Below are 19,803 nucleotides of genomic sequence, written 5' to 3'. Positions count from 1 at the left end.
GGCACGTCGACTGTCGACCGACCGGTCACGCTGACCGGCCGGTCGGCCGCCGGCTGCCGGCGGCCCGCTGTCAGCGGACCGCCGGCGACCGTGAGCAGCGGGAGCGGTGTCGTGACCGGTACGGGGCTCAGCCGCGCGCCGCGCCGGCGGCGGTGTCCTTCGCCCGGGCGGCCAGCGCCCGCACCAGCCCGTCCCGACCCTCCATCAGCGCCCGGCGCAGTGCCGGCACCGGCTCCCGCTCCGCCAGGTAGGTGTCGGTCCGGTCGACCGTTGCCTGCTCGATGACCCCGGACGGGAACAGCATCTGGGTGATCGTCTGCGCCGAGTCGAACGACCGGGTCTTCCAGATGCCGCCGATCTCGGCGAAGAACCGGTCGACATACGGCCGGGTCAGCTCCTGCTGGTCGCTGATCCAGAATCCGCTCATCGTCGCGACCGCCAGGTGGTTCGACAGCGTGTCCGAGTCCATCACCGCCGACCAGGCCGCGGCCTTGGCCTCGGCGGTCGGGCGGGCACTGCGGGCGGCGGCGGCGCGCTTCTCCCCGGTCGCGGTGCTGTCGCGGGCAAGCTCCGCGTCGATCTCGGCGTCGCCGAGGACGCCGCGGGCCACCAGCTGGGTCAGCAGCGTCCAGCGGAGCTCCGTGTCCAGCACCAGCCCGTCGATGACGTCCGAACCCTCGAAGATCGCCCGCAGCCGGGTGATCTGCCCCGGGTCCTCGGTCTGGGCGAAGGCGGTGGCGAAGACGAGCTGCAGGTCGCTGCCCGGCTCGGCGCCGCGCATCAGCTCCTCGGCCCGGGTGGTCAGCTCCAGCAGCGCCGCCGGCCGGTTCGCCGGGTCGCCGTAGTTGTCGACGGTCAGCGCCGCCTTGGTGACCAGTGACTGGACCACGCCGATGTCGTCCTCGGCGTCGATGCCGGAGAGCACGAGCCGCACGTAGTCGCGGGCGGCGAGCTCGGCGTCCCGGGTCATGTCCCAGGCCGCCGCCCAGCACAGGGTCCGCGGCAGGGAGGACGAGATCGTCCCGATCGACTCGGTGAGGGTGGCCAGCGAGCGCTCGTCGAGGCGCACCTTGGCGTAGGTGAGGTCATCGTCGTTGAGTACGACCAGGTCGGGCTGGCGGACGCCGACCAGCTTCGCGACCTCGGTGGTCCCGCCGACGACGTCCAGTTCGACCCGCTCGCGGCGGACGAGGCGGCCCTGCCCGTCGCGGTCGTACAGACCGATCGCAACCCGGTGCGGGCGCAGCGTGCGTGACGCGGTGGCGGGAGCGCTCGCCGGTTCCTGGAGGACCTCGAACGAGGTGAACAGGCCCGCGGCGTCCGTCGTGAAGCGGGGGCGCAGCGTGTTCGCTCCGGTGGTCTCGAGCCAGTCCGCCGACCAGGGGGCCAGGTCGCGCCCGCTGGCCTTCTCCAGCTCGACGAGCAGGTCACGCAGCGAGGTGTTGCCGTACTCGTAGCGGCGGAAGTAGCTGCGCAGGCCGGCGAGGAACTCCTCCTGACCCACCCAGGCGACGAGCTGCTTGAGGACGGAGGCGCCCTTGGCGTAGGTGATGCCGTCGAAGTTCGTGCGCACCGCGTCCAWGTCGGGCGCGTCGGCGACGATCGGGTGGGTCGAGGAGAGCTGGTCCTGCCGGTACGCCCAGCCCTTCTCCGCGTTGGCGAAGGTCGTCCAGCCGTTGGTGAAGCGGGTGGAYGTCACCTGCGCCAGCACCGACATGTAGGTGGCGAACGACTCGTTCAGCCACAGGTCGTCCCACCACCGCATCGTGACCAGGTCGCCGAACCACATGTGGGCCATCTCGTGCAGGATCGTCTCGGCCCGCCGCTCGCGCCGCGCCTCGGTGACCTTCGCCCGGAAGACGTAGTCCTCCAGGAAGGTCACGCAGCCGGCGTTCTCCATCGCGCCGGCGTTGAACTCGGGCACGAAGAGCTGGTCGTACTTGCCGAACGGGTACCGGTAGTCGAAGACCCGGTGGTAGAAGTCGAACCCCTGCTTCGTGATCTGGAAGATCTCGTCCGGGTCGAGGAACTCGGCGAGAGAGCGCCGGCAGTACAGCCCGAGGTCGATCCCGTCGTGGTGGTCACGCACCTCGTGGTACGGCCCGGCGACCAGCGCGGTGATGTAGGTCGACATGACCGGGGACGGCGCGAAGGATGTCCGCACCGCGCCGCCGGCAGCATCCGCCGTGCCGGTGACGACGCTGTTGGAGATGACCTTCCAGTCTGCCGGCGCGGTCACCGCGAGGGCGAAGGTCGCCTTCAGGTCGGGCTGGTCGAAGCAGGTGTACATACGGTGCGCGTCATACGTCTCGAACTGGGTGTAGAGGTAGACGGCACCGTCCACCGGGTCCACGAAGCGGTGCAGGCCCTCGCCGGTGCGGGAGTAGGCGCACTCGGCGACGACGCGCAGCTCGTTCGTCGCGGCCAGGTCGGGCAGCGTCACCCGCCATCCGTCGAACACCGCGGCCGGGTCGAGGGAACGGCCGTTGAGCACGATCTCCCGCACCGCGGGCGCCGCCAGCTCGACGAAGGTCGACGCGCCCGGCTCGGTACAGGTGAACGAGGCGGTCGTGCTGGACAGGAAGGTCTCGTCACCGACCGTCAGGTCGAGCTCGACGCCGTAGGCGGAGACGGCCAGCAGGCGGGCGCGTTCGCGCGCCTCGTCGCGGGTGAGGTTGTGAGGCACCCGGATCCTTTCGCAGAAACGTCGCGGAATCGGCGGGCAACGGGCGGCGCGCTCGGTGCGCGTGGTGCCCTCGGTGTGCGTGGTGCCACTGGTGTGCGTGGTGCCACTGCGGTCCCGCCGCGCGAGCGCACGGGCATGACGTGACGTCGCGCACCAGTCTCCCACGCGGTCGCGTGGGCTCCGACCACGTCCGGGTTACGCCGCGGACCACCGCCGGGCCCCGTGGAGCCTCGGGGAGCCTCCTCCGGGACGGCCCGCTTCACCACGGCGAGTCGGGGCACCGGGCAGCCGACACTCCGGGCGACCGATGCGTCGGGTGTCGCCCGCTTGCCTACGGAACGTGCGTGTTCCAGACCTTGGTGGAACTGTGTCCGCCCCGTCGGGTTGGATGTCCGGAAGAGATGTCCCGACGTTCGTCAGCCGTCGGCAGTCGGCGATCAGCAACCGGCGCGCGCCGGAGCGAGGGGGTGGGCGGTGCGCCGGGTCGCAGGCCTGGGGCGGGTGCCCGTCCGCGGCCGGCGGGCGGCCGGGAGCGGGACGGAGTCCGCCGTTCCCGCCTCGACCGCAAGCCGTGCCGAGCAGCACGTCCCCGTGTCGCTGCGGGTCGCCTCCGCGTGGTCCTGGCGGCTGCTCGTCATCGGTACCGCGGTCTATGTCATGGCCATGATCATCGGGAGGGTGCGGGTAGTCGTGATCCCGGTGATCGCCGGCCTGCTCATCGCGGCCCTGATCCATCCCCTGGCGCACCGCTTCCAGCGGATGGGCATGCCCCGGCTGGGCGCGGCGTTCGCCTCGCTGCTGGTGTTCTTCCTGTTGGTGACGGGGGCCGGTGTCGCCGTCGGCTTCAACGCGGCCAACGAGATCCCGGCCGTCGCCGACCAGGTCAGCGAAGGCGTCGACCAGATCCGCGACTACCTGACGGACGGGCCCTTCCACCTCTCCGAGGGGCAGATCGACGATCTCGTCGACGACATCCGCAAGAGCCTGACCGACAACCGCGGTCGGGTGGTCAACGGCGTGCTGTCGACCGCGTCGGTTGCCGCGGAGGTGCTGACGAGCATTCTCGTCGCGCTGTTCTCCACCTTCTTCTTCCTGTACGACGGTGAGCGGATCTGGAGCTGGATCGTCACCCGTTTCCCCGCCGGCGCGGAGGACCGGGTCCGCGGTGCCGGCCGGGAGGCCTGGTCCACCCTCACCGGTTACATCCGCGGGACGGTGTTCGTCGCCGCGGTCGACGCGGTCGGCATCACCGTCGGCCTGGTCGCGGTCGGAGCCCCGCTCGTGGCCCCGCTGGCGCTGCTCACGTTCTTCGGGGGCTTCATCCCGATCATCGGGGCGACCGTCGCCGGTGTCGCGGCCGTCCTCGTGACGCTCGTGTCGAACGGCTTCGGCGACTCGATGATCATTCTCGGGGTGGTGCTGGCGGTCCAGCAGATCGAGGGCCATCTGCTGCAGCCGCTGGTCATGAAGCGCGCGGTGCGGCTGCACCCGCTGGCCATCGTCATCGCGCTGTCGGCGGGCGGGGTGCTCGCCGGCATCCCCGGCGCGATCGCGGCCGTTCCCTTCGTCGCCGTGGTGAACCGGGTGGCGACATATCTTGCCGCGGAAGGGAAGGAACCACTGCCTGCGGATGGTTGACGCTGCACGGGGGCAGCGAGGGCGGCCGGTCCGTTTCGTCCGCCCTGTATCTGTCCGCCAGCGACGTTGACCGGCCAGCGATTCAGGAGATGCGATGACAGCCGACGCCACGATCTCGGCACATGCCGCCACCGGTGATTCCCGCTCCGTCGGCGACGATCCGGTGGTCGAGGCGGATTTCTGGTTCGATCCGCTGTGCCCGTGGGCCTGGCTGACGTCCCGCTGGATGCTGGAGGTGGAGAAGGTCCGTCCCGTGCGCACCCGCTGGCACGTGATGAGTCTGGCGATCCTCAACGACGGGCGGGAGGTGCCCGAGGCGTACCGGGAGGCGATGCGGCAGGCGTGGGGCCCGGTGCGGGTCTGCATCGCCRCCGCGGCCACCGCCGGTGACGAGGTGCTGCTGCCGCTCTACACGGCGATCGGCCGCCGCAGGCACCTGGAGGAGGCGGAGCTCACCGAGGAGACCTTCGCCGCCGCGCTCGCCGAGGTCGGTCTTGACCCCGCCCTCGCCGCGGCCGCCCACTCCACCGAATGGGACGAGCAGCTGCGCGCCAGCCACGAGGACGGCATCAGCCGGGTCGGCATGGACGTCGGCACTCCCGTGATCGCCGTGGCCGGTACGGCGTTCTTCGGGCCGGTCATCACCCCGACGCCGCGCGGTGAGGCCGCGGGCCGGCTCTGGGACGGCGTGCTGCTCGTCGCCGGGACCCCTGGCTTCTACGAGCTCAAGCGCACCCGCGACCAGGGCCCGATCTTCGACTGATCCCGCCGAAGCCCGCTGATCCCGTCGGGGCCGTCCGCCGCGTGGGGCCGGAGCCGCTGGTCCCGGCGCGGCCCGGATGGCCGGCGGGGGAGGGGTTCGTCACCGGTGGTGCGGCGGTCGTCGGCGACCGGGCATGATGGCGCATCATGCGTGTCCATCTCGGTTCTGACCATGCTGGGTTCCACCTGAAGGAGGCGTTGCTCGCCCGCCTCGCGGAGCTCGGCCACACGCCCGTCGACCACGGGCCCGTCGAGTACGACCCCGACGACGACTACCCGCCGTTCGTGATGGCCGCCGCGGCCGCGGCCGCGGCGGAGCCCGACAGCCTCGGGATCGTCATCGGCGGTTCCGGCAACGGCGAGGTCATCGCCGCGAACAAGGTGGCCGGCGTGCGGGCAGCTCTGGTCTGGAGCGAGCAGACGGCGACCCTCGCCCGCCAGCACAACGACGCGAACGTCATCAGCGTCGGTGCCCGGATGCACTCCGTGCCCGAGGCGACCGGACTGGTGGAGGTCTTCCTGGCCACACCGTTCAGCGACGAACAGCGACACCTGCGCCGGATCCGGATGATCTCGGCCTACGAGCGTTCCGGCGAGCTGCCGGGCGTGTCCCCGTCCACATCGGCGTCCTGACCGCCCCGATCGGGATCCTGACCGCCCGGCCGGGGGGCGCCTCGCCGGGAGCGCCCGGCCCGGGCGTCCGCACGACGCCGGCCTGGCCGCGAGAGCGGCGCTGTGGGGGGCTCGCGGGGCGGCTGCGGCTGTTCCTCCGCGGCCGGCTCGGACGCCGGCTGGGCCGGATGGGCATGGCGCAGCACGACCGTCTCCTCGGCCCAGGCAAGGTCCTCCTCGGCGAGGCGTGACACGTCCCGGGCGCGCATCGCGGCACTGAGGCTGAGCCGCGAGCGGCCCCCGCCGACCAGCCCGCGCAGCATCGCGTCCGCGCGGTGCTGCTCGTCGCGTGGCATGGGCCTCCCTTTCCTCTCCGGCGACCGGCCCCGGCCTGCGGCGGCAGCGTCGACCACCGTCACCTGCCGACACTATCCGTGACTGCCCGGTGAATGGCCGGGTCGCACCGACGGTGCTACGACCCTCTTCCACGGTGACCGGTGCGCGACCCGCGGAGTACTCGATGGTGCCATTCCGTCGCCGTGGTGACGACCTGCATTTCTGCCCGCCGGGGACCCCCCGCGCAACCCTCGCGGACGTCTAGGAGAATTGCTGGTGGCGGCATGTCCCGGCAGCCTTCCCGGGGCGCCGCGACGGCCCGCCCGGACTGGCGTCGGTACTGCTCCGGACAGCGTTCGGGCCCCGGACCGGCGGGTTGCGGGCGGCCCACCCGCTGGCGGGTCGTGCCAGTGTCTACGTCAAGAATGCCGACGGGCCCTCGACGCCGATGGCCGCCAGGCTTGTCCCCGCCAGGCGACAGGTCGAGAGCTCTCGGGAGGTGCCTATGGCGATGCGTAGCAGGGAGGCTTCTTTGGGTGCGGAATTCCCGGTCCCGCTGTTGCCGACGAACAAAGTGCAGCCTGCCCGCGGAGTTGGTCACCAGGGCCTTCCGTATGCTGAATGTCAACTCGCGGTGGATGTTGTCCAGGCGTGGCCGGTAACCGAGCGACCCGGTGGTTCTTGGATGTGGAACCCGTGCTAAGACGGGAGGAAGTTGACAGTCATCGCAACTCCCCCGAAACTCGGCGATTCAGACTGGTCGCCACGGACAGGAACCATCCGATGAGGCTCCGGTCATCGCACCTGCCGTCGCTGCCGAGGGGTGAGTAGTGGATCGCGTGCCCGTGAGCATCATCATTCCTGCCTACAACGAGGGACTTCGGCTGCCGGAGTCGCTGCCGCGCCTGCTGGCGTCCGTGGGCCGGATCGAGATGGCCGAGGTGATCGTCGTCGACGACGGCAGCACCGACGGCACCGCCTGCGTCGCCGAGGACCTGCTCGGCGGTGACCCGCACCACCGGGTCATCCGGCTGCCCTGGAACTGCGGCAAGGGCACCGCCGTCCGGGCCGGTGTGTCCGCGGCCCGCGGCCAGGCCATCGTGTTCATGGACGCCGACGGCGCCTCCGACCTCAACGACCTGCCGCTGCTGCTCGCCGCGCTCGAGCACGCGGAGGTCGCGCTCGGCTCGCGCCGCATCGGCGCCGGCGTGACCAGGACCAGCGGCCGGAAGGCTGGGAGCTGGGCCTTCAACCAGCTCACCCGTTCGCTCGTCGCGCTGGATGTCGCCGACACCCAGTGCGGGTTCAAGGCCTTCCGTCATGCCGAAGCCAAGATCCTGTTCAGCCTGACCCGGTCGACCGGGTTCGGGTTCGACGTCGAGGTTCTCTCGATCGCACGTTCGATGGGTTACCGCATCGCCGAGGTGCCGGTGCGCTGGAGCGAGACACCCGGAGGCACGTTCCGGATGTCCCGGCACACCCCGGCGATGCTGGTGGATGTCGTGCGGGCCCGCCGGTACCGCAACCGGGCCGGCCTGCCACCGGTGCCCGACGGTCGGCAGCGTCTCGGTGAGCTGAGCGTGCTCGACGCCTCCGAGCTCCTCGGGCGCCCGGTCACCCCACGGCCCGTCGAGCCCGGCGGGCAGCTGCTGCCGTCGCAGCCGTCCGTGGCGCTGCCTGACCGGTCTGCCGCCCCGGCTGAGAGGCCGCCTGCCGCTGCGCCGGCTGTTCTGCCACCTGGTCCACCTGCCGCTGCTCCGGCCGCTCCCGCGGTCGCGCTGCCGGCTGCTCCGACTGCCCTGCCGGCCGCTCCCACGGCCGCCGCGCTGGGTGTCAGGTCGCCCACCCCCACCCCCACGCCCACGGCCGCGGTTCCGAGGCCCACCAGGCCGTCCGGTCCCCCGAAGCCGACCGGTCCTGCGATGGCGACCGGCCCCGTGCTGCCCGCCGCGGGCGGGGCGGCCGCAGGGGGTCTGGCGCGGGCGTCCGGCTGGCTGATCCCGCCGGGCACCCTTGAGGAAATCCCTGGTCCCTACTCCTCGTGATCGTGGTCGTGAGCGCCGCCAGGCGGAAACGTCTGGCGCGCATGAGGCCACGGAAGGCGGACAGCGTGCGATCGGCTCGACCGCACTGGCCAGGCGGCACCGGGGGACGAGCGCCGGTTGTGCCGATCTCTGCTCGCCGTACGTGACGATGTATGAAGGTCGGGTCCGTCCCGACCATCGCTTGGAGCCTCCTATTTCTCCGAACCCCGCCGGTAGCGCCGTCCGGCCGGGTCTGCTCGGGCCGACAGGCGGCCCCGGACCCGCGGAGTCCCGCGGTCGCCGTTCCCCTGCACTTCCCGCCCGCGGGCGCGGCCGTCCGGGCCCCGACACGGGGCGTCCGGAAGGCCGACGGGCGTCCCGCTGGTCGCTGGCCGTGATGTTCGTCGGCTTCTTCGCACTGTTCCTGCTCCAGGCGCCCGGCAAGCTCACCGCCGACACCAAGCTGGACGTCTCGCTCGAGCCGTGGCAGTTCATGAAGGCCGCCACCCACCTGTGGAACTCGACGTCCGACTTCGGCTATCTGCCGAACCAGTACGCCGGCTATCTGTTTCCGATGGGCCCGTTCTTCGGGTTCGGTGATCTGCTCGGTGTCCCGCCGTGGATCAGCCAGCGGCTGTGGATGGCCATCCTGCTCACGCTGGCGGCGTGGGGGACCGTCCGGCTCGCGGAGGTGCTCGGGATCGGCGGCCATGCCTCCCGCATCCTCGCCGGCCTCAGCTACGCCCTGTCGCCGATGTTCCTCGGCAAGATCGGCGCGTCGTCGGTCGCGCTGGCCGGCGCGGCGATGCTGCCCTGGATCATCATTCCGCTGATCCTCGCGCTGCGCCCCGACGGGGCCGGCGGCAGCGACACCGGTCATCGTGACGACGGTGGTGAACAGGCATGGGAGCTGGCCCGGAACCGGCTCTCGCCGCGCCGCGCCGCCGCCCTGTCAGGGCTGGCGGTGCTCGGCACCGGCGGTATCAACGCGACCGTCACCCTCTGCGTCCTGCTGTGCCCGGCGGTGCTGCTGGTCTTCGCCGGCGGCAGCCGCCGTGCCTGGGCGCTGCGCGGCTGGTGGTGCCTGTGCGTCGTGCTGGCCACCGCCTGGTGGGGGCTCTCGCTCGCTGTGCAGGGCCGCTACGGCATCAACTTCCTGCCGTTCACCGAGACGGCGGAGACGACCACTTCGACGACGTCGGTCGGGGAGACTCTGCGCGGCGCCGCGGACTGGATGGCCTACCTCTCGCTGCCGACGCCGTGGCTGCCCGCGGCCCGGGAGTACGTCTCCAACGCCGCGGCGGTCGTCGCCTCGGCCGCGGTCGCCGCGTTCAGCCTGGCCGGCCTGGCCCGGCGCGACCTGCCTGCGCGCCGTCTCCTGCTGGTCAGTCTGACGGTGGGCGTGGTCGCGGTCTCGTCCTCGTACTCGGGCACCCCGGGCAGTCCGTTCGCGGACGGCCTGCGTGCGCTGCTGACCGAGCCGTTCGGGTTCCTGCGCAACGTCTACAAGTTCCAGCCGGTCGTGCGGCTGCCGATGGCGCTGGGACTCGCGCACCTCCTCGCGCTGGCCCTGGCCTGGCGTCCGGGCCGCGCCGGATCGATGGTGGCGGACGGGGCACGCCCGCCCGAGGGGGCGAACCCGATGAAGGGCGGGGAAGGCGCCCAGGGCCGGGCAGCGACGGCTCGCCGCCGGGTCGTACCGGTCCTGGTGTCCCTGATCTCCGCCGCGGCGCTCGTCGTCGCCATGCTGCCTCTGTTGCAGGGCAAGGGCCTGCAGCCCAGGCCGTTCAAGGACGTCCCGGAGTACTGGGCCCAGGCCGCGGACTGGCTCGCCGACCATCCGGAGAACGGGCGCACGCTGGTGCTCCCCGGCGCTCCGTTCGCCGAGTACCGGTGGGGACGCCCGCTCGACGAGCCGCTGCAGTGGCTCGCCAGCTCGCCGTGGGGCGCCCGCAGCCTCATCCCGCTCGGCGGCGTCGGCACCACCCGCCTCATGGACGGCATCGAGACGATGATGGCCGTCGGGAACACCCCGGGGCTGTCCGCCACCCTGGCCCGCGCCGGGATCGGGACGGTGCTGATCCGCAACGACATCGAGATCAAGGACTGGGACATCCCCCCGTCCACCGACCAGCTGCGTCGTTCGCTGCAGAGTTCGGGCCTGGAGCGGGCCGCGACGTTCGGCCCCACCATCGAGGCCCGCACAGGCTCCACGGCGCGGTTGATCGACACCCTGCGGCGTTCGGAGGAGCTGGTGCCGGCCCTGGAGGTCTGGACGGTGCCCGGCGGCGCCCGCCTGGTCCAGGCCTACCCGCTCGACACCGGCGTCGTCGTCTCCGGCGGTCCGGAGGCGCTCGTCCAGCTCGCCGACCAGGGCCTGGTCGGCTCGGACCGGGCCGTCGTCCTCGGCAGCGACCTCGCCGAAGCCGAGCAGGTCTCGGCCRCCGCGGGCGGCACGAACTCCACGACGACTCTCGCGCCCATCACCGCGCCGCCACCGGCGTCCGAGGTCATCACGCCGACGACCGCGCTGGCGGTGACTGACACCAACACCCGGCGTGACTTCACCTTCGGGATCATCCGCGACGCCACGTCCTATCTGCTCGGCCCGGACGAGAACGTCGTAGGTCGGACGGAACCGCCGAGACAGTGGACGGACCGGCCCGTCGCCGGCCACCAGACCGTCGCCGGCTTCACCGACGGGATGTCCGTCACCGCCTCCTCCTACGGCTTCGACCTGCTCGCCGCTCCCGACTTCGCGCCGCAGGCGGCCGTCGACGGGCAGACATCGACGTCCTGGACGGCGCTGCGCCACCGCGGCGCCACCTCGCAGGGCGAGTGGATCCAGCTCGACGTCGGCCGGGAGCTCGCCGCGCCGTACATCGACATCCGGGTGCTCGCGGAAGGCGACTGGCGCCCGGAGGTGCACGCGCTGCGCGTCACCACCGAACACGGCTCCGTCGTGACGCCGACCAGACCGATCGAGGACATCCAGCGCCTCGCCGTGCCGCCGGGGGAGAGCCGCTGGTTTCGCATCACCCTGGAGAAGGTCACCAACGAGGCCGATCCCACCCTCGGCGCGGGCCTGCGGGAGATCGACATCCCCGGTGCGAGCTTCCACCGCTACGCGCAGACACCGTCCGACCTGATCAGCGCGTTCCAGGCGCCGAGCCAGGGCCTGGTCGCCTACTCGTTCGAGCGCTACCGGGTCGACCCGCTGCAGCCGTTCGGCGGCTCCGAGGAGCTCACGTTCGGGCGGAAGTTCGATGTCCCCCGCCCCATGACCTTCACCCTCGCCGGCACCGCCACCGCGCTGCCGCCACCCGCCGGCTCCGCTGTCAACACCTCCGACGCGCCGTTGATCATCCCCTGCGGGAGGGGCCCCTCACTGATCGTGGACGGCGTCCGCCACGACCTGCGGATCGAGGGCATCTACAGCAACATCTCCACCGCGCGGCCGTTCCGGCTCAGCCTGTGCACTGAAAACAGCCAGATCGCGCTCGGTGCCGGCTCCCACCTGTTGACGGTTGACCTCGGCGGCTCCACCATCGTCGTCGACTCGATCAGCCTGGTCGGCAACGGCGCCGCCGGCAGCACCGAGAAGCCGCGGTCGACGGCGATCGGGAGCTGGGACGCCGAGAAGCGCACCATCGAGATCGGCGCCGGCGCCGCCTCGTTCGTCTCCGTGCGGGAGAACGCCAACGCTTCCTGGACGGCGACCCTGGACGGCCGGCCGCTCACCGCCGTCCGCCTCGACGGCTGGGCCCAGGGCTGGATCGTCCCGGCCGGCGAGGGCGGCACGGTCGTCATCGAGAACCATCCCGGTCAGTCCTACCGCCGCAACCTGCTCATCGGGCTCGGGCTGGTGCTCGTTCTCGTGGCGGTGGCCGTCGTCCCCGACACCGCCCGGGCCCGCCGCCGGTACGGCATCGACGGCGTCCTCGAAGGTCCTCCCGGAGGTGCGGACGGCCCCCGCGGCGGGGTGGACGGTGCGCGCGGGGGCGCGGACGGCGTCCAGGCAGCCGACCGGCTGACCCGGCTGAGCCGGCGTCTCGCCGTGCGCCTGGCGATGACCTGGGCGGGTCTGGCGCTCGCGACGGCGGCCGTGTTCCTGGTCGCCGGCCCGATGGCGCTGGTCGTCCCGGTGATCGTGCTCGTCGCCCGCCGGCTGCGCTGGGTGCCCGGCATCCTGGCGGTGGTCGGGATGATCGGCTCCGGCATCGTGGTGTCGACTGCTCCCCACGCGCTCCCGTTCACCGGCGAGGGCCCGTTCGGGACGCCGGCGCAGGTCCTCGGCACCCTCGCCTTCGCCGCGACCATCTCCGCCCTCGCGCTGCGCCAGGCCGACCCGCCCCGGCGCGAGCCCCAGAACCTCCCCGACAACGCCCTGAACGGCGCGGAGACGATCCCGCTCCCGCGGGCACTCCCGCTCCGCGGGCATTCCGGACACCGCGGGGTGTGATCGTCAACTGATCTGAAAGGGCAGGTGAATGTCTCCCTTGGGCAAAGGCACGCTGCGCACCGGGTTCGGCTCCGCCCGTGTGGACACGCGTCGCGGCGGCCTCGGAACAAGGCACCTGCATGCGACCGTGGACGTCCGCCCGGCCCCCGGCGAGACCCGGGGAGGGGCCACCTGTTCCGACCCGCAGGGCGGACGTGGTCCGACGCATGGATCTGGCAGCGGCAGGCGACCCGGGACGTCCACCCCGCCCCCGCCGAGGACGCCCGCGCCGGTGGTCCGGCAACGACGGGCGCTGGAGCTCGACGAGGAGCTCATCCTCGCCTCGGACCGCCGCCGATCGCCCCTCACCGTCGGCGTCCTCGCCGAGACGGACGCTGCCGTCCACGCGGCCCGGCTGCGCGGCTCGCTCTACCGCTCTCTGCGTAACCACCCGATCGCCCGGGCGCGTATAGCCGGCGGCTTCGGTACCGCCACCGGCTGGGACTTTCCCGCCGAATCCGGTATGCCCCCCGACCTGATCCACGAGATCCAGGCCGGCCCCCAGGACGAGGAGGGCATGGACCCGGCCATCTGGCGCGCTCTGGAATCCCTGTGCTCCCGCCCGTTCAACCTGCGGTCGGAGCCCCCTGTCCGCCTGCTGCTCGCGCACCGCCCGACCGGCGACGCGATCGGCCTCGTCGCCCACCACGCGGYGCTTGACGGAGTGAGCGTCCTGGCTCTTCTCCAGGAGATCATCGCCGACTGCGCTGTGGACTCCCGCCTGTCGGCAGCCACCGCCCGAGGCACGCGAAAGGGTGTCGACCCGAGCGCGAACGGGGCAGTGGGTCCGGCCATCCCGGCCATCCCGGCCATCCCGGCGGGTGCGGGCAGGGGAACGCGGGCGGGGTTGGAAGTGGCGCCCCGCCCACGGATGGCCCGCCGCTGGACAATGCGCCACCTCGTCCCGTGCGGTCCCTCCCTCGCGCAGGGGTACGGCATCCACCCGATGGACCTGCCTGTCCCCGGACCGGTGACGCTGGCTGACGGCCGGCGGATGACCGTGAATGATCTGCTGCTCACCGCCGCGCATCTGGCCGCCGAGCGCTGGAACGCCGAACACGGCCGCCGCAGCCGGACGTTGCGGGTGCGCATGCCCCTCGCACCGGCGTCCGAGGGCTCGCCGGAGAGCGGTGACCTGGGAAACCGCTCCGGCCAGGTGATGATCGCATCGACGGCCGCCGAACGTGCGGCGGCGCCGCTGCTTTCCGGCGCGGTGGTCGATCAGACCCGCGCAGCCAAGCAGAGGCCGACCGGGTGGGCCGGGGCGGGAATGACCGCGGCCGTGAGGACGGCGACGGCTGTCGTTCCCCGGTCGCTGCGGACGGCGGTCCTGCACTGTGCCGTCACGGCGGCCCGCCCGTTCCTCACCCCGAGCCTGGCGGTGAGCAACATCGGGCGGGTCGACGTCGACGCGGTGCCGGAGATGGACCGGCCACGGATCTCAGGCCTGTCCTTCGTAGGCACCAGCGGCATGCCCCAGGGCCTCATCATCTGCGTCGCGGGCAACGGCGACCGCCTGCGCCTGACCTTCTGCCATCACCGGCACCTGTTCGACCCGGCCGGAGTGGCCCGGTTCGCGCAGATCTACCGTGAGAGCCTGGCCGTGATCACCGAAGGGGCCCGTTCCTAGGTGCCGGCGTGGCTGCGCGCACGTGCCGCCGCGAGCAGGAGATCCTCGCCGGTGGCCGGGCGTGGGCGGGTGGCTGGGCGCAGTCCGCGGCGGGCGAGCGCCGCCCGGGCGCCGGTGTTGTCAGCCCCGTAGAAGAGCGCGACCAGTCGTCGAGTACCCGGGCCGGCGCCCGGCTCCTTCGGGTGGAGCCCCGGTTGCGCGATGCCGGCGGGCGCCGGTGGCAGTTCGAACAGCAGGTCCGTGCGACGAAGCACGGGCGGCTCGGCGCTGGCCGCCAGCTCGAACTCGACCAGTGTCGTCTGGTCGTCGGTGCGCCGCCGGTCGCGAGCGGGCAGGCCCGGGCCTGCTGCCGTGCGTGTGCCCGGACGCGCCGACAGTGCGAGCCGCCGGCCGCGCCCGGCAGGGGGCTCGCCGGGCCCCGGTTCCGACAGCGCGCGGCCCCCACCGAGGAGGTCGAGCTCGGAGGCGATGACACCGGCAAGCAGATCGGCGCTGCCGTCCCAGCTGAAACCGCCCGCCCAGTCGCGGGCCGCCGCACGCAGGGTGTGGGCGCGGGCCGGTTCGGAGAGCAGGTCCAGCGCGCGGTCAATGGCGTCGACCAGGTGCCCGGGTTCATCCACGAGCCAGCCGGTCACCCCGTCGCGGACGGAGTCGCGCAGGCCTGGCACCCGGAAGGCAACGGCGGGCACGCCGAGCCCGTTGGCCTCCAGCACCGACAGGCCCCAGCCCTCACCGTGGGACGGGTTCACCGTCAGCCAGGCCGAGGCGAGAACGGCGTCACGGACCTCGGGGCTGGCGAAGCCGTGCCACCGGATGACCGCGTCCGAGGAGCTGTCTCCCTGGGTGAGCCCGAGCCGTTCGGCGATGCCGGTGAGCCGTTCGCGGTCCGGACCGTCCCCGACGAGGTGCACGCACAGGTCCGGGTGCCGCGCGAGCAGCGCGGGGAGCGCCTCGATCAGCAGGTGCAGGCGCTTGTGCGGGACGAGCCGGCCGACGCACACGACGGTCGGCCGCGCGGCCCGCTCCGGGAGCTCGGCGCGGCCGCCCGGGAGCGGGTCGCCCGCCGGGGTGCCGCCCGAGGCGGGGCTGCCGGCGGCCACGCCGTTGGGGACGAGGAACCGCGCGCCGGGCAGAGCCAGCACGCCGCGGGCCTCGTCCCGGGTGGACGGAGAAACCACGGCGACCGGTCGCCGTCGGTAGATCCAGCGGCTGCCCGGCGCTTCCAGGAGCTGGCCGATGCGGGCGACCGGGCCTGGGAAGTACAGCGGGAACTGCTTCTGGTGAACGTGGTGCAGCACCTGCACCACCGGGATCCGCGGCGGGAGCACCAACGGGCTGAAGAAGGGGATCCCGTTCTGGCAGTCGACGACCGCGTCGACGCCCTCCGCCGAGCGGGCCATCCGCGCGAGGCGCGCGAGCACCGACGGGTATACCCCGAAAGTGCCGCCGCCCCGGCGGACGGCGACACCCTTCGCGTGGCTTTCCGCGGCGGCCCCCGGCGGGCGGGAGGTGAGCAGCGTGACTCGGACGCCGGCCGCGGCGAACCGCTCCGCGATGGAGTGACAGAACAGCTCGGCTCCGCCGGCCTGCGGATGCTCGTTGTCCCGCCAGTTCAGAAAGACCAGGTGGCGACCTGCCAGGGCCTGGAGCGGCCGTCGCGTGGCCGTCGTCACCGGATCACCGGACCCCGGAACTCGTGTCACCGGATCACTCTCCTCACCGGAACGGTCGGCGGCTGTATGCCGAGAACTTACTGACAGCTCCCGTCGCGGCCGTGACCGGTCCCGGGCACGCACGGTCCGTCCCGGGCCCCACTCTCGGTGCCCGTCAGCGTGACCGGGACCCCGCCGGCGATGCGAGAGCCGTACCATTGCGACAATTCATGTCATCATCGCCGGTGACCTGCCTCACGTCCCGGGTGGTGCGCCACCCGGACGCGCAGCCGACGACCGGAACCGGGAGAGGCCCATGGTGACCCGCGCTCGGGCGACCATCGCGGGGTTGGTGGCCGGGCCGGCTGCGCTCGCGGTCGCGGGCGCGGCAGCCAACGGACTCAACCTGGTGATGAACCTCGTCCTCGCGCGGGTCCTCGACCCGTCGGCCTACGGGGCGGTGGTCGTCCAGGTGAGCATCTTCATGGTGCTCTCGGTGGGTGGCAACGCGCTGCTCATCGCGGTCGTGCAGAAGGAGACCGCCGCGGACGGCGACAGCCGGCGCGAGCAGTGGGCCTGGATCCGCCGGTTACGCCGCCGGTGTCTCGTCGGTGTCCTCATCGCCGCGGTGGTGGCGATGGTGGTCTGCCGCCCGGCGGCCATGCTGCTGTCCTACGCGCATCCCCTGGCCGTCGCCGAGGCCGTCATCGGCGCGGCGGTGTGGACGCTGCTGTGCGTGGAACGCGGCGTGCTCCAGGCCCGCGGGGCCTACCAGCGGCTCGCGGCCAACTTCATCGTCGAGGCCGCGATCCGGGTCAGCCTCATCGTCGTCTTCGTCGTCGCGGGCCTCGGGGTGAACGGGGCCGGCCTCGGGCTCGTGCTGGGCACCGCGCTGGCCACCGACCATGCCCGCAAGGGCCTCGCGAAGGTGCCCCGGGCCCTGCCGGTGTCCCGCCGCGCTGCCAGCACGGCGACCCTGGCCTCGACCGGGCCGCTGACGATCCGTCAGGCACAGGTCGTCCGCCGGGCGGGGCTCCTCGCCAGCACCTGGGTCGCGCTCGGCGCCCTGATCCCGCTGGCACTGCTGCAGAACATGGACGTCGTGATCGTCGGCTGGCTGAACCACGACGGCGCCGGCGAGTACGCGGCCATTGCCACCGCGTGCAAGGTGCCCGTGTTCATCGGCCTGGCGGTGGCGAACTTCCTGCTGCCCGAGGCCGCGCGGCGCCGTGCCGAGGGCCACGGCGCCGCGGCTGCGCTCGGCGTCGCGCTCGCCCTCGTCGTGGCACCGGGCCTCGCGCTCGCCGCCGCCGGCGCGGTCGCGGCCGAACCCCTGCTGTCCCTGGTCTTCGGCTCGGAGCTGGCCGGTGCGTCGTCCGCCCTGTCCATCCTGGCGCTCGGTATGACATGCCTGGCCGTGACGCTGATGTTCGCGACCTACCTGCTCGGAGCGGCCCAGCAGCGGGTGGTCGTGGTCCTGGCGGTCTGCGCCTGCGGGTCGGCGGCGGCCATCGGCGGTGCCGGCGGCGACGCCATGCGCACGGCGGTGATGGTGCTGGCCAGCCAGGCCGTGACCGCTGTCGCGCTCGGTGTGGTCGTGTACCTCGTGCACCGGGCCGACGCGCGCGGGTCCGCTCCCGCTACCGGGACGCCCGCGCCCTCGCCGACTCCGGCGGCGGCCGGTACGGTCCCGCCGTCCGCAACGGGGAGGCCCGCGTCGCCACCGGCAGTGGGGCGGGCGCAGGCTGCAGGAGCAAGGGACGGCGCGGGCGGCACCCGCCCGGAGCAGGCTCCGCCCGGTGGCGGTGCCGGCGGGGTACGGCCCGCCGGCGTCTGGTGACCCGGCGCTCATCGCCGCCGTTCCATCGCTGACCAGGCGTCGGCCTTGGAACCCGTTGTCCCGGGTATGCACCACCGCCAGAGAAACTGTGGGAGCGGCGTTCCCGACGAAACGGAGACCACGTGGTTCTCATCAGACTGCTTGTCGAGCGCTCGCCGGGTCCGCCGGGTCCGCCGGGCGGCGGCAGCCCTCCCCGGCCCGGGCGCTCCATCGCTCTGCCGGTGCCGACGCCTGCCGCCGCGTCCCGCCGTGCCATGGTCGCCCTGGTCTGATGCCCGAATCCACGGACGCCGCCCACCGTGACCCGGACGCGACGAACGAGTTCGGCCCCGCCGCCGCGCCACGGTCACAGACTCAGCCGCAGCACTGGCCACCGGCGAGACCCCCGGGCCGGGCGGACGGCGGCGTCACCCGCCGTCGCCTGATCGCCGGCGCCGGCGGGCTGGCCGCCGTCGCCGCGGGTGGTGCTGCCGCCTGGCGGCTGACCGCCGGCGGCTCGGACGATCAGCCCTGGCCGGCGGCACCGACCGATCAGGCCGGCCCGGGAGGGGGATCCACTCCCGCGCCGCCCGTCCCGTCCCGCAAGATCCCTCGCGGCCTGTTGTCGATCTTCGGTGCTCCGGGCAGCTTCGGCGAGCTGGACGACTCGTCGCCGATCAGCACGGTGGACGTCCCCGGGTGGGGCTTCGGCCCGGGCCAGGCCGCCTTCATGTCGGCGGTCGCCGCCGACGGGACGGTGTTCATCGGCACCACCCCCTTCACCGACGACCAGTCCAAGCTCACCGGCACCGGCATGGAACTGGGCCTGTTCGAGCCGGAAGGGCGCAGCTTCACCCGGCTCGTCATCCCGTCATCCACCGGACGGGAGACCCAGCCGCGGCCGGACCCGCTCTTCTCYGGCATCGGCGGCGGCGACGTGTCGGACGTCGTCGTCGTGCCCGCGCCGGCCGGCGAGCAGGGTGAGCGGGCTGTCTTCGTCTCGCTGATTCCCTACTACTTCTGGGACGTCCGCAGCTACGGCCAGCTCCCGGCCTTCGGGCAGCTGCGCCGCAACGGTGCCGGCGGGATCAGCGGCCGCGCGGGCGCCGGAGGCAAATGGGTCTACGACCCCGGGCTCTCCCGCACCGGCGACGCGCTCGCGGCCACCGTCGAGCCCTGGGTCGCCGCCTCCGCGTTCCCGCCCGGCCCGGGGGACCAGCCACGGTCGGCGCGCGGCGCGACGTCCATCGCCCGGCTCCCGCGCAGTGGGCATCTGGTGGTCGCGCAGTACCTCGGCACCGGGCAGGGCGGCACCGACAACGGCGCACTGATCGTGCTCGACCTTGACGGGCGTGTGCAGGCCTACTGGCAGTATCCGCAGGTCCGGCCACTGGGCGTCGAACTCGTGGTCAACCCGCGGGAGGTGGCTGCCGACCCGACCAGCGAGGTCGACGACGAGCGCTTCGTCCTGATCAGCGACTGCCGGGACGCGAACCACGCCACTCTGCCGTTTCCGATCCAGGAATTCTCCTACCAGGCCTCGACCGGACGGATCACGCCGAAGAGCACGGCCGTGYGCGCCGTGCAGGACCGGTCCCGGATGGAGACCGCCGCCTTCGGCGCTGACGGCACCCTCTACGTCGCCCGGACGAAGCCCGACGGCCTGCGTGCGGACACCCTCGCCGTCTATCCGAAACTGGGCCGGGAGCGGGGCCTCGTCACCCGCACCCCGGCCACCGGCAACTGGCCCGTCGGCACCTGGGGCGCCGAGAACCGGCCGGACTTCCTCGTCCCCGGCACCGACCGTGGCGGGCTCGTACGCAGCCTGACCATCGACCCCGAGACCGGAGCCGTCCTGCTGGCCGGCCTGAACGGCCTGGTCACGGCGGTGCGACCCGCGGGCACCGGGACCCGTATGACGTTCCGCACGCTCGAGCCGCTCGACGTGGGCCTCGACCGCCTGCGCGGCCCGGCGACCCGCTACGTCGGCCTGCGCCGCGGCGCGATCGACGCCCGTCGGCGCATCCTGTGGCTGCCCGTGAACCAGCTGGTGCTGGACGGCATCCGCTGGCCCTACCCGCCGTTCAAACTCGACCAGTGGCTGCTGCGGGTGAACCTGGACGTCCTGCTGGAGGACTGAGCC

The 19,803-nt window shown here is 72.9% G+C and carries 12 protein-coding genes; 9 read left to right on the top strand and 3 right to left on the bottom strand.

The genetic code is table 11. The annotated features are described in order from the left end of the window. Nucleotides 1-127: 127 nt before the first annotated feature. Nucleotides 128-2,686, bottom strand: coding sequence for an aminopeptidase N (pepN, locus tag CC117_RS15135; protein ID WP_071084617.1), 2,559 nt, complete (start codon nucleotides 2,684-2,686; stop codon nucleotides 128-130). A 474-nt stretch (nucleotides 2,687-3,160) separates the two neighbouring features. Here pepN and CC117_RS15130 point away from each other — a divergent pair, with 474 nt between their 5' ends. The 3 genes from CC117_RS15130 to CC117_RS15120 all read left to right on the top strand — a co-directional run bounded on the left by CC117_RS15130 (nucleotide 3,161) and on the right by CC117_RS15120 (nucleotide 5,719). Continuing rightward, nucleotides 3,161-4,324, top strand: coding sequence for an AI-2E family transporter (locus CC117_RS15130; protein WP_071084615.1), 1,164 nt, complete (start codon nucleotides 3,161-3,163; stop codon nucleotides 4,322-4,324). Nucleotides 4,325-4,418: 94 nt separating this feature from the next. Continuing rightward, complete coding sequence (locus CC117_RS15125; protein ID WP_071084613.1) at nucleotides 4,419-5,087, top strand: mycothiol-dependent nitroreductase Rv2466c family protein; 669 nt, start codon at nucleotides 4,419-4,421, stop codon at nucleotides 5,085-5,087. 146 nt (nucleotides 5,088-5,233) lie between these two features. After that, nucleotides 5,234-5,719, top strand: a complete 486-nt coding sequence (locus CC117_RS15120) for a ribose-5-phosphate isomerase (protein WP_071084611.1) — start codon at nucleotides 5,234-5,236, stop codon at nucleotides 5,717-5,719. Here the strand turns inward: CC117_RS15120 and CC117_RS15115 are convergent. After that, nucleotides 5,665-6,054, bottom strand: a complete 390-nt coding sequence (locus CC117_RS15115) for a hypothetical protein (RefSeq protein WP_071084608.1) — start codon at nucleotides 6,052-6,054, stop codon at nucleotides 5,665-5,667. The two genes, CC117_RS15120 and CC117_RS15115, sit on opposite strands and share 55 nt — an antisense overlap. A gap of 825 nt (nucleotides 6,055-6,879) precedes the next feature. On the opposite strand from CC117_RS15115, the gene CC117_RS15110 reads away from it, so the two are divergent. The 3 genes from CC117_RS15110 to CC117_RS15100 all read left to right on the top strand — a co-directional run bounded on the left by CC117_RS15110 (nucleotide 6,880) and on the right by CC117_RS15100 (nucleotide 14,189). Then, complete coding sequence (locus CC117_RS15110) at nucleotides 6,880-8,079, top strand: dolichyl-phosphate beta-glucosyltransferase (RefSeq protein ID WP_084132156.1); 1,200 nt, start codon at nucleotides 6,880-6,882, stop codon at nucleotides 8,077-8,079. A gap of 376 nt (nucleotides 8,080-8,455) precedes the next feature. Beyond that, complete coding sequence (locus CC117_RS15105) at nucleotides 8,456-12,520, top strand: alpha-(1->3)-arabinofuranosyltransferase domain-containing protein (RefSeq protein WP_071084605.1); 4,065 nt, start codon at nucleotides 8,456-8,458, stop codon at nucleotides 12,518-12,520. A 271-nt stretch (nucleotides 12,521-12,791) separates the two neighbouring features. Next, the gene (locus tag CC117_RS15100) at nucleotides 12,792-14,189 is read left to right on the top strand and encodes a chromosome condensation protein (RefSeq protein WP_071084602.1); all 1,398 of its coding nucleotides are present in this window, start codon (nucleotides 12,792-12,794) and stop codon (nucleotides 14,187-14,189) included. Here the strand turns inward: CC117_RS15100 and CC117_RS15095 are convergent. Next, the gene (locus CC117_RS15095; protein WP_407673538.1) at nucleotides 14,186-15,892 is read right to left on the bottom strand and encodes a glycosyltransferase family 4 protein; all 1,707 of its coding nucleotides are present in this window, start codon (nucleotides 15,890-15,892) and stop codon (nucleotides 14,186-14,188) included. The genes CC117_RS15100 and CC117_RS15095 overlap by 4 nt on opposite strands. A gap of 265 nt (nucleotides 15,893-16,157) precedes the next feature. On the opposite strand from CC117_RS15095, the gene CC117_RS15090 reads away from it, so the two are divergent. The 3 genes from CC117_RS15090 to CC117_RS15085 all read left to right on the top strand — a co-directional run bounded on the left by CC117_RS15090 (nucleotide 16,158) and on the right by CC117_RS15085 (nucleotide 19,800). Next, the gene (locus tag CC117_RS15090) at nucleotides 16,158-17,681 is read left to right on the top strand and encodes a lipopolysaccharide biosynthesis protein (protein WP_071084599.1); all 1,524 of its coding nucleotides are present in this window, start codon (nucleotides 16,158-16,160) and stop codon (nucleotides 17,679-17,681) included. A 122-nt stretch (nucleotides 17,682-17,803) separates the two neighbouring features. Then, nucleotides 17,804-17,953, top strand: a complete 150-nt coding sequence (locus CC117_RS37465; protein WP_157905412.1) for a hypothetical protein — start codon at nucleotides 17,804-17,806, stop codon at nucleotides 17,951-17,953. After that, nucleotides 17,953-19,800: a hypothetical protein gene (locus CC117_RS15085; RefSeq protein ID WP_071084597.1), complete on the top strand. Its 1,848-nt coding sequence runs from the start codon at nucleotides 17,953-17,955 to the stop codon at nucleotides 19,798-19,800. The genes CC117_RS37465 and CC117_RS15085 overlap by 1 nt, the downstream gene beginning before the upstream one ends. Nucleotides 19,801-19,803: the final 3 nt, after the last annotated feature.

It is taken from the genome of Parafrankia colletiae (assembly GCF_001854655.1).
Classification (GTDB): domain Bacteria; phylum Actinomycetota; class Actinomycetes; order Frankiales; family Frankiaceae; genus Parafrankia; species Parafrankia colletiae.
The sequence above is the reverse complement of the archived record's forward strand: the minus strand, read 5'-3'. Positions and strand labels throughout refer to the sequence as shown.